General features: G+C 42.1%; 19 protein-coding genes. 10 read left to right on the plus strand and 9 right to left on the minus strand.

Translation table 11 applies throughout. From position 1 onward, the window contains the following. Positions 1-17: 17 nt before the first annotated feature. A complete protein-coding gene (locus FPZ43_RS11535) occupies positions 18-1,205 on the plus strand; it encodes a glutathione-independent formaldehyde dehydrogenase (protein ID WP_146382079.1) in 1,188 nt (395 codons plus the stop codon). 165 nt (positions 1,206-1,370) lie between these two features. Beyond that, a complete protein-coding gene (locus FPZ43_RS11540) occupies positions 1,371-1,973 on the plus strand; it encodes a TMEM175 family protein (RefSeq protein ID WP_146382080.1) in 603 nt (200 codons plus the stop codon). Positions 1,974-2,408: 435 nt separating this feature from the next. On the opposite strand, the gene FPZ43_RS11545 is transcribed toward FPZ43_RS11540, so the two are convergent. The 7 genes from FPZ43_RS11545 to FPZ43_RS11565 all read right to left on the minus strand — a co-directional run bounded on the left by FPZ43_RS11545 (position 2,409) and on the right by FPZ43_RS11565 (position 6,968). Beyond that, entirely contained in the window at positions 2,409-3,152 is a 744-nt protein-coding gene (locus tag FPZ43_RS11545; RefSeq protein WP_186461824.1) for a PAS domain S-box protein, read from the minus strand. 203 nt (positions 3,153-3,355) lie between these two features. Beyond that, complete coding sequence (locus tag FPZ43_RS11550; RefSeq protein WP_146382082.1) at positions 3,356-3,871, minus strand: chromate transporter; 516 nt, start codon at positions 3,869-3,871, stop codon at positions 3,356-3,358. 183 nt (positions 3,872-4,054) lie between these two features. Beyond that, the gene (locus FPZ43_RS19420) at positions 4,055-4,363 is read right to left on the minus strand and encodes a hypothetical protein (RefSeq protein WP_222430965.1); all 309 of its coding nucleotides are present in this window, start codon (positions 4,361-4,363) and stop codon (positions 4,055-4,057) included. 82 nt (positions 4,364-4,445) lie between these two features. After that, positions 4,446-4,580 carry a helix-turn-helix domain-containing protein gene (locus tag FPZ43_RS19540; protein ID WP_315897965.1) on the minus strand — a complete coding sequence of 45 codons (135 nt, stop codon included), beginning with the start codon at positions 4,578-4,580 and terminating at the stop codon, positions 4,446-4,448. Continuing rightward, positions 4,556-4,909 carry a helix-turn-helix transcriptional regulator gene (locus tag FPZ43_RS19545; RefSeq protein ID WP_261381064.1) on the minus strand — a complete coding sequence of 118 codons (354 nt, stop codon included), beginning with the start codon at positions 4,907-4,909 and terminating at the stop codon, positions 4,556-4,558. The genes FPZ43_RS19540 and FPZ43_RS19545 overlap by 25 nt, the downstream gene beginning before the upstream one ends. A 41-nt stretch (positions 4,910-4,950) precedes the next feature. Further along, on the minus strand, positions 4,951-5,283 hold the full coding sequence (locus tag FPZ43_RS19550; RefSeq protein WP_261381065.1) for a chromate resistance protein: 333 nt from the start codon (positions 5,281-5,283) through the stop codon (positions 4,951-4,953). A gap of 368 nt (positions 5,284-5,651) precedes the next feature. Further along, complete coding sequence (locus FPZ43_RS11565; protein ID WP_146382083.1) at positions 5,652-6,968, minus strand: tail spike protein; 1,317 nt, start codon at positions 6,966-6,968, stop codon at positions 5,652-5,654. Between the two features lie 231 nt (positions 6,969-7,199). On the opposite strand from FPZ43_RS11565, the gene FPZ43_RS19425 reads away from it, so the two are divergent. The 7 genes from FPZ43_RS19425 to FPZ43_RS11590 all read left to right on the plus strand — a co-directional run bounded on the left by FPZ43_RS19425 (position 7,200) and on the right by FPZ43_RS11590 (position 10,783). Further along, positions 7,200-7,478, plus strand: a complete 279-nt coding sequence (locus FPZ43_RS19425; RefSeq protein WP_315897963.1) for a DUF6597 domain-containing transcriptional factor — start codon at positions 7,200-7,202, stop codon at positions 7,476-7,478. A gap of 21 nt (positions 7,479-7,499) precedes the next feature. Continuing rightward, positions 7,500-8,051: a helix-turn-helix domain-containing protein gene (locus FPZ43_RS19430; RefSeq protein WP_222430967.1), complete on the plus strand. Its 552-nt coding sequence runs from the start codon at positions 7,500-7,502 to the stop codon at positions 8,049-8,051. A gap of 11 nt (positions 8,052-8,062) precedes the next feature. Further along, positions 8,063-8,209: an NAD-binding protein gene (locus FPZ43_RS19435; protein WP_222430968.1), complete on the plus strand. Its 147-nt coding sequence runs from the start codon at positions 8,063-8,065 to the stop codon at positions 8,207-8,209. Positions 8,210-8,244: 35 nt separating this feature from the next. Then, positions 8,245-9,189, plus strand: coding sequence for an FAD-dependent monooxygenase (locus tag FPZ43_RS11575; protein WP_222430969.1), 945 nt, complete (start codon positions 8,245-8,247; stop codon positions 9,187-9,189). Positions 9,190-9,239: 50 nt separating this feature from the next. Continuing rightward, positions 9,240-9,593 (plus strand): hypothetical protein, encoded by a 354-nt coding sequence (locus FPZ43_RS11580; RefSeq protein WP_146382084.1) that lies wholly within the window; start codon positions 9,240-9,242, stop codon positions 9,591-9,593. Between the two features lie 230 nt (positions 9,594-9,823). Then, entirely contained in the window at positions 9,824-10,174 is a 351-nt protein-coding gene (locus FPZ43_RS11585; protein WP_146382085.1) for a hypothetical protein, read from the plus strand. Beyond that, positions 10,175-10,783 carry a hypothetical protein gene (locus tag FPZ43_RS11590; RefSeq protein WP_146382086.1) on the plus strand — a complete coding sequence of 203 codons (609 nt, stop codon included), beginning with the start codon at positions 10,175-10,177 and terminating at the stop codon, positions 10,781-10,783. Positions 10,784-11,014: 231 nt separating this feature from the next. Here the strand turns inward: FPZ43_RS11590 and FPZ43_RS11595 are convergent, their stop codons facing one another. Continuing rightward, a complete protein-coding gene (locus FPZ43_RS11595) occupies positions 11,015-11,719 on the minus strand; it encodes a nitroreductase family protein (protein WP_146382087.1) in 705 nt (234 codons plus the stop codon). A gap of 107 nt (positions 11,720-11,826) precedes the next feature. Here FPZ43_RS11595 and FPZ43_RS11600 point away from each other — a divergent pair, with 107 nt between their 5' ends. Next, positions 11,827-12,204: a winged helix-turn-helix transcriptional regulator gene (locus FPZ43_RS11600; RefSeq protein WP_146382088.1), complete on the plus strand. Its 378-nt coding sequence runs from the start codon at positions 11,827-11,829 to the stop codon at positions 12,202-12,204. 72 nt (positions 12,205-12,276) lie between these two features. Here FPZ43_RS11600 and FPZ43_RS11605 read toward each other — a convergent pair whose 3' ends face one another. Next, positions 12,277-13,938, minus strand: coding sequence for an alpha/beta hydrolase (locus tag FPZ43_RS11605; protein WP_146382089.1), 1,662 nt, complete (start codon positions 13,936-13,938; stop codon positions 12,277-12,279). Positions 13,939-13,975: the final 37 nt, after the last annotated feature.

Here is a 13,975-nt window from a genome sequence, read left to right on the forward strand (position 1 = left end):
CACTTAATTAAATTTTTATGAAAGCATTAGTTTATTATGGGCCAAAGGACGTGAGGGTCTCAGAGGTGCCCGACCCAAAGATCGAACAACCCACCGACGTATTGGTGAAGATCACAACCACTAATATCTGTGGTTCGGACCTGCATATGTACGAAGGTCGAACCGACATGGAAGAAGGACGCATTTTCGGCCATGAAAATCTCGGAGAGGTTATAGAAGTAGGCAACGCAGTGGTTAACATCAAAGTAGGTGATATGGTGTGTATGCCTTTTAATATTAGTTGCGGTCATTGTAAGAACTGCGAAAGTGGGCTTACTGCCTTTTGTTTGACCATGAACCCTGGGTTTGCAGGTGCTGCTTACGGCTTTGCCGGAATGGGACCTTACAACGGAGGGCAGGCCGAATACCTGCGGGTACCATTTGCTGACTTTAACTGCTTAAAACTGCCCGAAGATGCTCAAGAGAAGGAAAATGATTATGTACTGCTATCTGATATTTTCCCTACCGGTTTTCATGCAACCCAGTTGGCGGGCGTTAAGCCCGGGGATAACGTGGTTATATATGGAGCCGGGCCGGTGGGCTTGATGGCAACGATCTCAGCGGGCATAAAAGGTGCTAACAAAATTATGGTAGTAGATGACCATCCGGACAGGCTGAAATTAGCCGAAGAATTGGGTGCCATACCTATCGACTTTTCAAAAGCACCAGCAGTTGACCAAGTCCTTGAATTGACGGATGGTGTTGGAGCTGACAGAGGCTGCGAATGCGTTGGTTACCAGTGTTGCGATAAACACGGGCACGAACATAATAATATCACCATGAACGAACTAGTGCAGGCGGTTAAGTTCACAGGCTCCATTGGTGTAGTAGGTGTGTATGTTGCACCCGACCCAAAAGCCGCAGACCCTCTTGCAAAACAAGGCCACATGGATTTCGACTTTGGTAATTTCTGGTTAAAGGGTCAAAGTATAGCAACAGGACAGGCAAACGTCAAAGCCTATAACCGTCAGCTTTGCGGTTTGATTTCTTCAGGCAAAGCCAAACCATCCGTCATTATTTCTCATGAGCTTTCATTGGATGAAGCGCCAACTGGTTACCAGCATTTTGATGCCCGTGACAAAGGATGGACGAAGGTGATCTTGAAACCGGGTAAGCAAGGTGCCACTAAAAAACAATCAGAAGAACGGGAGGTAGTAACCGCATAATTCTCAAAATAGCTGTGGTTGGAATTAGGAAAGCCTGTTAGTTAAGGATGCAGGCTTTCCTGTCCTGTATGATATTAATAGCGACGATCCTAGCAAGCACTTCAATAGTATTCTTTTATACCTATTCAATTTCAATAACCCATACATTGTTTTTAGAACTTTCTTATGCATAATCATCGACCAACTGACAGGCTTGAGTATTTTAGTGACGCTGTTTTAGCGATCGCGGCAACGTTGCTTGCTACGGAATTGCCTAAACCGGAAAGCGAAACAGGTTTGCTGCAAGAAATTATTAAACTATGGCCTCATTATGCTGCATTTGCCGCATCTTTCCTGTTTATATGTATTGCCTGGTCCAACCATCACAACATGTTTATTTATATCCGGCAAACTGACCAATACTTGCTTCTCTTGAATGTCTTGTTCTTAATGTTTGTTACGCTGATGTCCTTTAGCACAGGCTTATTGGCCAGACACGTAGGCAAACCCGATGAAAAAGCGGCAGCATTAATCTATCATTTCACGTTACTGTTGATGACATTGCTGTACAACTGCGTCTGGTGGTACGCAGTCAAAAATAAAGAACTGTTCGAAGATGCCGATTCAAGGCTAATAGAACTTCTGACTAAAGAATATGCAATTGCTCCAGCACTGCACTTGGTTGCCTTAATCATTTGTTTTTGGAATGTATCGCTTAGTATTATACCTATTATATTACTATACATTTATTTCGCCCTTCCACGTCTCAGTGAAAGAAAATTAAATTAAACAAATGTGTGCTACTGCGGTAATGCCCTGATTAGCGAACGTCTCCATTTCTTCCAACTGCGGGTCGCCATTTACCCCCAGATTATGGGGCAAAAAAATAAAAATTATTGGAAGCTATCACTACAAGCACGCAAGTATGCGCGAAGGCGAACGCCTTTGACAGGATTTCCGCCTCGAAAGGCCGAGTCTTACTATATATTCTAGGTCTATCTGGAGAGTTGATTAGATAATAGGGTCGATCATAGCCGTTGATGCAATAATAATTAGTATAAATATATGAGCCTAGAAAGGGGCTTAGGCAAATCAATCGATATGAGCCTACCGCTGTGGGTATATTAGTGCATTTGGCAAACAGTATTGCATTAAATGATCTGAAAATTGCAATATAAATAATAAATAGAGGTCGTTTATTCTACGCGGAAAAGAAAGAACAAGCTACCCGTTATCCTTACTCAATTGCTCAATCACCTTTGAATTACGGATAAGGGAATCATCAAGTTCGTACGCACAGGCCTCAAGCATATGCAGCAAATTACCCTGTTCTTCTTTCGTTTCGGGCGAACTTAGTAAAGGCAACATGCCTAAGATCGAGCATAGTGGTTTTCGTAATTCATGCGAATGAGACCAAGCGATCCGAAGCAAAGTGTCATTTAATGTTTGTAAGCGTGCTTCTTTATCCAAAACTTCCGTAACATCCGTAGCCATTACAAGCTTACATGGCTCGCCATTAAATCCAAGCGGATGGCTTGTTACGGCCATGCTGATCTCCTTGCCATCTGCCTTAACATGACGCCATATACCCGCCTGCCTGATGCCCTGGCGCGGATCTTTGAGGATTTCTTTTAAACGTGCATGTTCGGCTTCAGGACGAATATTAAAGATGGACATGTTCAGGAATTCATCCTCACTGTATCCGTATTTATCCAAACAGGCATCGTTGACCATGACAAAGCGTAAAGTTTTGATGCTATAGATCCACATCGGGTTAGGATTGGCAGCAAACAAATCACGGTATTGTGCTTCAGAATTGATCAGGGCGCTTTGCTGCAGCGTCACCTGCCTGTAAAGGATCATCAGGACGACACTGAACCAGCTTACATCATTTATCGTGCGCACAACCTCCACCTGCCAATCCGGGTAACCTTGTCCCCAGCTCGTGATTAGCCGATCGCTTAACATTGCCCACGTCAGTCCGCAAATAAATATGATAAGGATAAGGCGATTAAATCTTTTACGCATGGAGCCGGTGTGATTGTGATAATTGCCCTGAATGTCAAGGTTGATATGATAATATGCCCAAATTAAATATTTATCCTATTAACAAAGAATTATAATTCGTTGTTAAGCCTTGACCAGCATGCGAATGGTCACATCAGTGGCGATTAGGTAAGGTCCTGTACTTTCTTCAAGTAAATCAGCGCCATCGCGCTTCCTATCAAGATCAACGCCGTTGGAAAATCTATGATTGAGCGGGTAGCGATAATAATTACCGAGCCCACCAGCGCACCCATCGCTTCTTCAGTAATGTCCTTAACAAAAGCTTTGATGCTGACATTTTTGTCATCTTCTTGAATGATGGCGCAAGCGATACCTTGAACAAGAAACAGGGAAGGAAAGTCGCTGCTGCCGCTACACTTGCACCAGGAAACCGTTGACAGGTAACCAACAAAGCCGGTGGTGATCACCATCGGAACGGACGTGATCATGGCAACAGCGACCGCATCAACAAATTGATCGTCCTTATATTCCTCTTCAGTCAGCCACTGCTTTTTTTCTACTAAATCGCGGTTCATATAACCCAGCAGGCCACCGGCCCGCCGAAGCCCAGAGCGCGAAGCTTTAAAAAATAGAGCGTGAGCTGTTTTAATGAATAAGTTTTTACTATGATCAGAATGCAATACCGAATTGGAAGCCTATGGTGAACGAAGTAGGTCTATTATTGCCGAAGCGTAACGGTAAGGGCACTGCCGCGAAAAGGCTGCTAGACTTGCCCTTGATCACGGTTTAATTAAAACTGGCGTAAGTCCGTACCTGCCGGAGGTTTCAAATGCTGCGCGACCAGCAAGTATCCAGCCCTTGCCTTAGGCTACCAGAACGCCTGGATGGAATATGAAATTGGCCATTTTGCTGTTGCCGTTCTCCGCCCGGATAAAGGGCACAAATTCTGCCGAGAAGCCGATCTTAGCGCTTTTCCAGATATTTATACCGGTTGGCATGCCTAGTACGTAGTGGTCGCCAAAGTTCGTGTCGGTTCCGGCGCTGCTCCATGTGCCGATGGGATGTAGGATACCCACATAACCAGCCACTTTAGGGTAGGTCTGCGTCGGTGTTTGGCCATAGCTGCTGACCAAAATGATAAGGGAGAATAAGGTAAGTAAAGTAGTTTTCATGATTAACGCTTGTATTTAATAATGCAAGGCTATCAATGATTCCTGTACCAAAATTGTATCTATTTAACCATTGGTCTGAATTTTACTTTTTGAGCGACTTTTTGTAGGCAGATGGACTATGACCGGTTACCTTTTTGAAGATCCGGTTAAAATGGCTTTGGTCAGAAAATCCCGTCAGGTAACCGATCTCTGTTAAACTGTGGCCCGAGTGCTTAATAAGGCCTTGCGCTTTTCGATACGAAGCTTGCGCATATAATCACCGAAGCTCAGGTTATCAAAATATTTGGAGAACTCCCGTGACAAATAGGCCGGGTTTACCTCCAGCTCTTCTGAGGCTTGTTGCAGACTCAGGAATATATTCGTGTCCAGTTGGTCTTGGATCATTTCTTTCAATGTTTGAGCCCACTCCGGCACTTTTTTACCTTTTGCCTGTTTAAGATATTGATGATACACCTGTAACAGTAATTGCTCAACCGGCCCGTCTTGAGCATGTTTCTTTTTGAACAAGTGGGTAGCCCAATTGTACAAGCCGTCATAAATGATCATGCCTAACCTCAATAATTCCCGGTCGTCTGTTATATCGTGAGCTAACCCCGAAAAACAGCTTCCAGGCCGGCTGCCTGCGGTGCGAAATCATGCCGGTCCGTATCTGCGCCGCGTACAATAGCGGCGATACGGAACAGGGCCGGATCTTTGAGCTGATGTTTTTTTATGATGTAGTCAAATGTGCATTGGTCATTGTAATGGGAATACTCGACACCGGGCAGATCAAACGGAATGGCGCCGGTGGCTTTTGCTTGGACTATCACTTCGTTGTAAGGCACATAAATGATATCCGCATCTTTATCGACAAAGCGTTTGATCAACCATGGACAGGCGATACGATCGATCTTGGGGCGTTCACGAGTGATCCATTTCATAAAGTAAATTTACTATCAAAGAGGATATGTGTGAGTGGTATCGCTAAAAACATATTTTACGCCATAATATTAAATAGCCAGCTTTATAATAACAAAGATAATTTGATCTATCTATAAGTTGGTGAGGAATAATAACTGGCAAAACATATAGTGGCCTTTGTGTGATTATAACACAGGTGTAAAAGCAAATACCTCAACAAAATATTAGTACTTTTTGCATTAGCTTAAAACTTATCAGCAGTTAGCAACCCGTTATTTACAAACTTTATAAACACAAGTCTGCTTTTTTTAAAAGTTGACTTATGAAATTGCCAGTTAGGCTTAAGGCGGCATCCGCTCCTTAAAATTCAGTTTAGAAGATATTGGTCTTACAAATTTGTGTTTTGAGATAAAATTGCCTTTACAGCCCCTTCAACTCCAAAGAAAAAAGTTGTGCCTTTGGCGCTGTTATTACTTATCGTGTTTGAGCCTGTTGCATAGATTGCATATCCATTTAATGGCTTATCCCTTGTTATAGTATTACTTGTCAAAAAATTACTATCGCCGTCAATAACCATTTCGTGAACGCCGGTGGGTGTATTATTTAAATTGTTATTATAAAAAATATTTTGCTGTATTTTGTTGCCGAAAACAAATGCAGCTATACCCGATCCTGCATTATATTGAGCTTTATTGCCGCTGAATAAGTTACCCCTTCCGTCCAAATAAAAACCTGTTTGCTTATTATACTCTGATAAATTCCCTTTTATCGTATGTCCGGTATTTCGGGTGCCAGTTCTCGGGTTATCTGTAGTTAAATCAAACCCGTCATAAAAATTGTATCTCGAAACATTATTTAATATATGAATTTTGTAATTGCGGGCGTTTAAGCCTCCAATATCTCCCTGATATAATTTTACGCCAGACTCTCCGCAATGTTCAGTTACATTGTTTTGAATATAACCATCATGATTGGCAAGAAAAACAATTCCGTTAAAGCTTGCGTATTTTACCTTGTTGTTTTTTGCTACATTTCCAATACCGTCTTGCCCGTTTAAATTACTAAAAGCTATTGCACCTACACTGTTTTTCCCGCCTATTATATCGCAAAAACTTATCGTAGAATAGGATGCATCATTTATAAATATTGAAACGAAATTGCCTGTTATGTGATCTACTAAAATGCCGGTAGCTTTACCTGAAAAGCTAATTTTCGGACCTACATCTTGCTTTTTTTCTTTTTCTGTCAGGCTATTCCAAATGTCTGTATCATTTACAGTAGGCTGATAACCACCAGTGTTTGCTTTTTTATGTAATATGATCTTCCTTAAGTTACCGGTACTGCGCCCAATAATTATTGGCGCCGTAATATTTTGGAAATGTAAACTTGCTATAACGGAGTTAGTACCTTTAATAACATTTAAAATAATACCATCGCCATAAATAATAGATTGCCTGCCTGCACCCTTCCAAATTACCTTGCCCAAGTGACTGATGGGTTTTGAAACGAGGTATTTCCCGGGAGGAAAGTAGATCGCTTTGCCGCTGTTAGTTGCTGCCTGAATCGCTTTGGTTGCGTCTTTTCCGTTACCGGTTGCTCCAAAATCTGCTACGCTTGTGTAACCTTTTGGTACAGGCCCGGTTGTAGCCAAATTCGAAGTCAGGGCAAACCATAAAAGAAGTATAAATAATTGCTGTATTCTCATCTTGTTAATTTCTCTGCGACATAAAGTCAGTAAAATCGCAATTTAGTGATTTTAAATTTTTGTGGGTATTTAACAATTTTTAGAGTATGCACCGGCATAGATCAATGTTGATTTTTTCGAGTCTTAATAGGTGCATAATCCACTGTTGTTAATTTTATAACTTGCAAGTCATACACATTTGTTTATGCATAATATATCTTTAAGCATTGTTTAGTATATCGCAAATTAATAATGCAATATTTGCAAATAAGATCTCATGAAAAGCTAAAAGATCAAATTCATAGGTTTTGGTATTTGGAAAAAGACTTTGGTAGCAAACCATCTGACTTTGAAGTACTCCCGGACGTCAATGCAGAGATCATTTTTTATTTTGCAGGCGACGTGGCCCTGCACTATAATGATATTCAAGAAACAATGTCTTCACCCTTTATTGTTGGACTTCTGGACCGGACTGTTCATTTCCGGGCGAAAAACCGTTTGCAGATCATTGGTGTTAAATGCTACCCTTGAGCAGTATATAAATTGCTTGATTTGCCTACTCTTCCAGCAGGCGTAGTTACCAAGGCAACACATCCTATCGCGTCGCTGCAAAAGGAGCTGAGTATATTGCTTGAACAAGATAAGATTAGTGAGGTATTAAATTTGGTGCAAGACTGGTTTCTAATACGCTACACGGCATCAAACGGCAAGCCCTTACTAGTCAAAGCTGGTAAAGCAATGGTGAAGGGCAATGGCGCTTTACCAATTGCAGCCGTTGCGGAAGCGGCTCATTCGACGGTTCGAACGCTGGAGCGTAAATTTAAAGCCTCATCAGGGCGCACCGTGAAAGACGTTTCCGGATTAATGCGATTTGAGCAAACCCGTGATAGATTGTGGGGCGATCCGGAATTAAATGTTGCTGGCCTGGCTCATGAACTCGGTTATGCGGATCAATCTCATATAAACCGGGAATTTAAGCGTTACAGCGGCATTACTGCTGCTGCGTTTGCCAAACAGATAAAGGTGCGTAAAGCAACGTTTGGTAATGATTTGTCGCAATTGTTCTATCCTCTCCTCTCTAACTTGTCCAGTTTTGTGCTATAAAGATATAGCGCATGAAAATGATAAAAGATCAAAAAATCCTTATTTCTGGGGCAAGCATTGCTGGCCTTTCGGCTGCTTGGTGGCTGGAACACATTGGTTACCATGTTACTTTAGTGGAAATGGCTGAGCAATCGCGGAGACAGCAGGCGGAGCGATAGACCTGACGCCCGAATCTGTAGATCTCATTAAACAAATGGGCCTTTACGAACAGTTTAAAAGCCATCAACTCGGCGTGGACCGCATTGAATTTAAAAACAAAGACGATGAAACGGATGGCAGCATAGTACTTAGCAAACAAGACGTTGATCAACCCGGCGCCAAAGATGGAATTGAAATTGAGCGCGACAAATTCGTAAACGTCATGCTCAGCGCTTTGGGCGATCGGGTGGAATTTATCTTCAATGATAGTGTCAGCACATTATTTGAAGAAAATGACGTCATAACTGTTTCATTCAAAAAAGCTGCGCCTCGCACTTTTGATCTGTTGATCGGTGCTGACGGTTCACATTCCAATATCCGTAAGCTTTGGTTCGGACCTGAAAGTGACTACAATATTTTCCTCGGTCCTTCGATCAGCATCGTTCCCAGCCTTTTGGTGCCGCAACGAACTATGCAGATATATTGCACGCCATACAGGTCGGTAATGCTGAATGCATACAATGGAAAGACAGACATAATATTCATGTATTTGTCGGATCAAGAGATTATTTATGACTACCGGGACATAGCAAAACATAGGCAGATGATCACCGATCAATTTGCGGGCAAAGGATGGCGGGTTGATGAATTATTGGCGATCGTTGACCAATCAGATAATTTTTATTTTGACAAGTGCTGCCAGATAAAAATGCCTCAATGGTCAGCTGGGCGGGTGGCGCTCATCGGAGATGCGGCTTACTGCGCTTCGCCAGCAGCAGGTCAGGGTGGCCCTTTGTCCCTAATGGGCGCAGCGGCCCTGTCCAAAGCATTACAACAACACCAGGGTAACTACCAGTTAGCATTTCCGGGATTTGAAGCAAAATTGCGGCCGTTCATTGAAATTATTCAGGCGACGGCAGAAAGCAACATTAAAGAAAAGCGTTTGCTACAGACCGAGGAAGAGATACAGCAACGGAACACCGAAGCCAAGCTATTATGATATTTACTAACGATAAAAAAGTTTCATCCGGAAAACTATGAAAGGAATTATTGACTGACAACAAAGACAAGGCTGTTTTTAAGAACCATGCCAGGACTGAATATCATTTGGCCGCCGGGGACAATTTTTATTCTGTGGGGCGTCCCACAGGTCGGTTCTTGGGATTGGGCTATTCGCCGATTATATTCCAGTTGCCGCATTCCGGTATTCATTACCGTATTGAGCCGGTATTGGATGCGACTCAAGCTAGCGACTTAGCCGGCTTAATGCACGACAGCTTTGAAATTAATCTCCTTTATACACCCAAAGAAGTTGTACAGAGAGATGCTTTTGATGGAAATACACTTGGAGCTTATTACCTTATTCACTTTGATCCCCTCACCAAAAAGGCGCTCGAATTGTAACATCCGCATTTAGATGGTCATATGAATATTAAGATTATCGGACAAAATTTGGCTTTATTCGTAGCCGTTTATAAGGAGTTATAGTATTAACAAAATTATATAGCTAAACCTCTCATACCATCGGCTTGGATAAACTACATTTTATACGTTGCGCAAGATACCTTCAACTACTTATCAATTTTTATGTTGTATTAACCACGATAGGTTGTTATTACATTGTTAACTAAGCCATGACTAATAAAATTAAAGTTTTAGTGGTTTTGCTTGTTGCTGTTTCCATTGCTTGCAATAGCTCACAGCAAGCAAAGATTCCTACGCCATCAAAAGCTGATACCGTTGTCTTGAAAGGTAGCGGGGTAATCTTTATTGCCCCAGGCGAAGAAAGTATCAAAGCACTAAAAAGGAAACATGGAAAAAGCTTCTACACGATTGCAGATGATGCTAATGCCTATTTTGCTGAAGCGTCGGGCTATTTGGATTCTTTAAAAGTTCTTTATAAAAATTACGATGATAGCAAGATTATTGTATATGACAATAAAAATACCGTCAGCAAAATCCCCAGGCATGCCAGCCCCTGGTAGGTGATCTTTTACAAGAACGGGAGATATGAAACGCTGAATCTGATAGATGTTAAAGAAGGATATACAAAATTTTTTAAGTATAAAAGTCCGGCAGCCCAAACCCGCCTCGACGCTAAACATATCATAGATTCTATTGCAGCAAAAAAGTATTTTGTATTAGAAGATATAGCGTGCGATCTCAATTCGGATACTTTCAAAGATAGGATCATCGTCTTCGGCAATAATAGTTACGTCAGTGCACAAGACCCAGCAACTAAGGTAGCCCCGATCGCGATTTTTATGAATGACCAGAATAAAAAATACAACGTCCTGATAAATGAGAATATTTATCCGAGTAATTTTGGAGATGCTTTTAAAAGGTTAGTTGTGAAGAATAATTACTTCACCTTTGAACTTTTAAATGAAGTACCCGACCAATATGCCTCTGAGAAGTATATCACGTTTAAAGTCAACAAAACCTCAAATGAAATTGCTCTTTCAAGATACGGGGAAAACATCAACTGGAATGACGGAAATAGGACTGAGACCCTGTGTTCGGACAAAGACTTCGGAACGATCTTATTTCAAACCTTCGATTCCAATACCATTAAAGCTCAATGTAAAAAATAACTTCTTGTCTTAAGGTACCTCTATAAGCAGCTACCACATGGAAACAATAGACTCAAAGTAAAATTGCAGCTTGCAGCTATCATTCCTGTTCGTTTCTCAACGCTTTTATGAGTTGTCTTCAAGCCCAATCCTGTTATTTATTGAGTCATGCAAGCCTATCATAATAAATGTATTAATCCCTTAGGTGAGCTTGAACAAGGGTGAGTAAATCCACCCACCCTTACTTTTGTATTAATCTGCTTTCTGGGCAAAGGAGTCCAAAGTCATAGGCTTTGGAAGATCCACTGAACTGCACGCGTCAGCCAGTGTCATTTCTGTAACAAACAACTCTTTTGGCGTGCGGACTTTTTTCATATTAACCAGCCAATCTTGCCCGGGCTCCCTGTATCCCAATGGAAGGATGACCGTACTTTTATATCCTGACCCTTTTAAATTAAGTAATTCATCAAGCTTGTCTGGTAAAAAGCCCTCGATAGGCGTTGCATCCACCTTTTGCTCCGCAGCAGCAGCGATAGCCATTGCAAAGGATATATAACTTTGCTTAGCTGCATGATGGGCCTGCCATTCCTGGCCAGAACGCTCGTACAGATCAAGGATGACCTGCTTGTATGCATTCATGGTTTCGTGTGGCAAGCCACGTTCATCCATCATGTAATTAAACACTTTGGTTACCCGTTCATCTGTATAGCCATCCCAGGCGGCAAAAATAAGTAAGTGGGAACAATCAGTAATCTGGCTTTGATCATACGCGACCAGCCTGATTCGTTCCAGCAACGCTTTATCTGAAACTACAATCACTTTATACTGTTGCAATCCCGATGATGATGGCGCCATACGCGCGGCTTCTAATATATAATCCAGCTTTTCTTGCGGAACCTTTTCACCGTTCATTTTTTTAGTAGCGTAACGCCACTCCAGATCTGTTAGTAAACTCATATCGATATAATTTCCCCAAATGTAGGGTTAGTCAGTGTCAATAGGTAACTTTAGGACCAAAAGTAATGGTGACTATCGAGGGGTCATTGTGACATAAAAGTAACTATATGGGATCAAAGGATGCGGAACCGGTATTACCACCGTTTGATGATTGTTTAAAAAAAATTCGGGCACTAGATGACACGATGGAGCTTTTAGCCGGTAAATGGAAATTATCCATTCTGGCCCGTCTCTGTTATAAGCCCATGCGTTATTCGGAAATCTTAAACGATATCGAACCGCTATCTGGTAAGGTACTTAGCCGGGAGTTAAAGGATCTCGAAGCTAATGGTCTGATTAAACGTCAGGTGAACGACACCAAGCCACCATCCGTTACTTATAGCGTGTCAGATTATGGAATGTCACTAAGAGATCTTTCAGATAAGATCGCAGAATGGGGTTTACTACATCGCGAACGGATAAGGGGTTCTTTTAAAGAAAAGTGATAAAAAAATGCGTAAGAGTTTGTGGAATGACAACGCTGCTGCAGACCACTATGAGCATCAATATAAAGCGTTTCATGGAGTAATTTTAAAAGTAAATGAGTTAAGGATCAGTTGTGAGCGGTCGCCTGTCTTCAAAAAGGTTGCGAGCATCTTTGCTTTATTAGGCATGATAATACCCTGAAACCATTTTTGTTTGTTAATTTGGATTGTTACCGGTTTTTTAATGTCGATAAGTTCCGTAACAATATCGATTGTAATTTCCTTAACGCAAGAGGTTTGAAGATCAATCACGTTATCGCTTACCATGGCCCGAACAGCGCCGCTCTTGTGTTTAAAAAAGTTGGCCTTACCTGTTTTACCTTCTTGATTGGTTATCATGGGTTGGATGGGCGTGTGCCAAGCAGCAGGTGTGGCAGCTGTATCAAGCTGATTAATATTTACCCAATAGTAGCTTCCATTTCTGACGTCGTCAGTTTCCCAAACCAATTTTTTGGGCGCGGGTTCCCGACGATTGCTGGCAAGCGAATCGAAAAGAAAGTAAACACTGTCAGGCGTAGCATACGGAAGACCATGGGTGCCTCTGATTACACGGCGGTGCCAATTACCACCAGCATTAACGTCCTGATCAAGTACATTATTGACCATGCTGAGTGGGAAAAGCTGATCGTTTGTAGCGCTGACGCTGTAAAACGGGGTTTGATTATGCAGATTACGTAACGTGGTATTACCAGTGTAGATTGAAGGAAAATAACAGATGCCGTAGAAGGCGGCAAATGGAGTAGCCTTGTTCATAGCAAACCAAACAGCCCCCCTACCACCATCGGAATGACCGCCAATGTACACACGATTATCATCGATATGGTAAAGCGTTTTTACGTGCTTAATTTCTTTTAAAATATTCTCGAACGCGTCCTGATTGTAAAGCCAGTTAAACCCTTTTCTACCAAACGGAAAAATAATGAATGCATTCTGTTCAAATGCCCGTTTAAAAAGCTTGGCCTGGCTGCGAGGCTCATACGCCGGGTTGCTGAAATTTTTAGGGCCGCCAACGCCTCCATGCATAAAAACATACAGCGAACTGGCCTTTTTTGCATCGTAACTTTTAGGTATATAAACCAAAAACGGAACGTTTAGCGAGTCGCCAGCTTTTACATAGTAGAGCGTCCAGAAGCCGGTACGCTTTGGTGATGGAAAAGCATTAAAGTCTTTTAGGCGCTTGAGCAACTGCTGCGGTGTGCTTCTAGCTGCCAGCTTCGCAAGATAAGCTTCTTCTGTAAGTAGCGATTTATTCACCCGTACGGTCGTGTCGTTTAACATATCCGTGATCTCTTTAAGTGATCTCATCGCCGAATCGGCCTTAAACCTGAACGGTTCTATAAAAGCTTTCCACTCCGGGCGGTTGTGCAAACAGGCTGCGAGCGGATCATTGGCAAATGTATCGTATGAGGACAGGTCATAACCGATCTCTGCCGAACGTCGTAAATAATAAGCGATTTTTTCAGTCTGCCCTGATTGGCAGGCCGCTACTGCGGCGTAGAAAGTATCATAATTACTTTGCCCATGATGTGGGTCCGCATAAAAGGTGTCATAAAAGTGGTAGGCTTTTTTGAAATCCCTTTTTTCGTAGTAGACCCTGGCAGAGTCATATAGGTTAGCCGGTTTAGTTTGTGCGATTACGCTGTTAGAAGATAGGATCGCAAATAAAAAAAAGCAGCACTTCAAAAATCTGATCATGACACGAAGTAACTGCTTATTCAAGTGTCGTGATAGT

The organism is Mucilaginibacter pallidiroseus, from assembly GCF_007846085.1.
In the GTDB taxonomy this organism is placed as follows: domain Bacteria; phylum Bacteroidota; class Bacteroidia; order Sphingobacteriales; family Sphingobacteriaceae; genus Mucilaginibacter; species Mucilaginibacter pallidiroseus.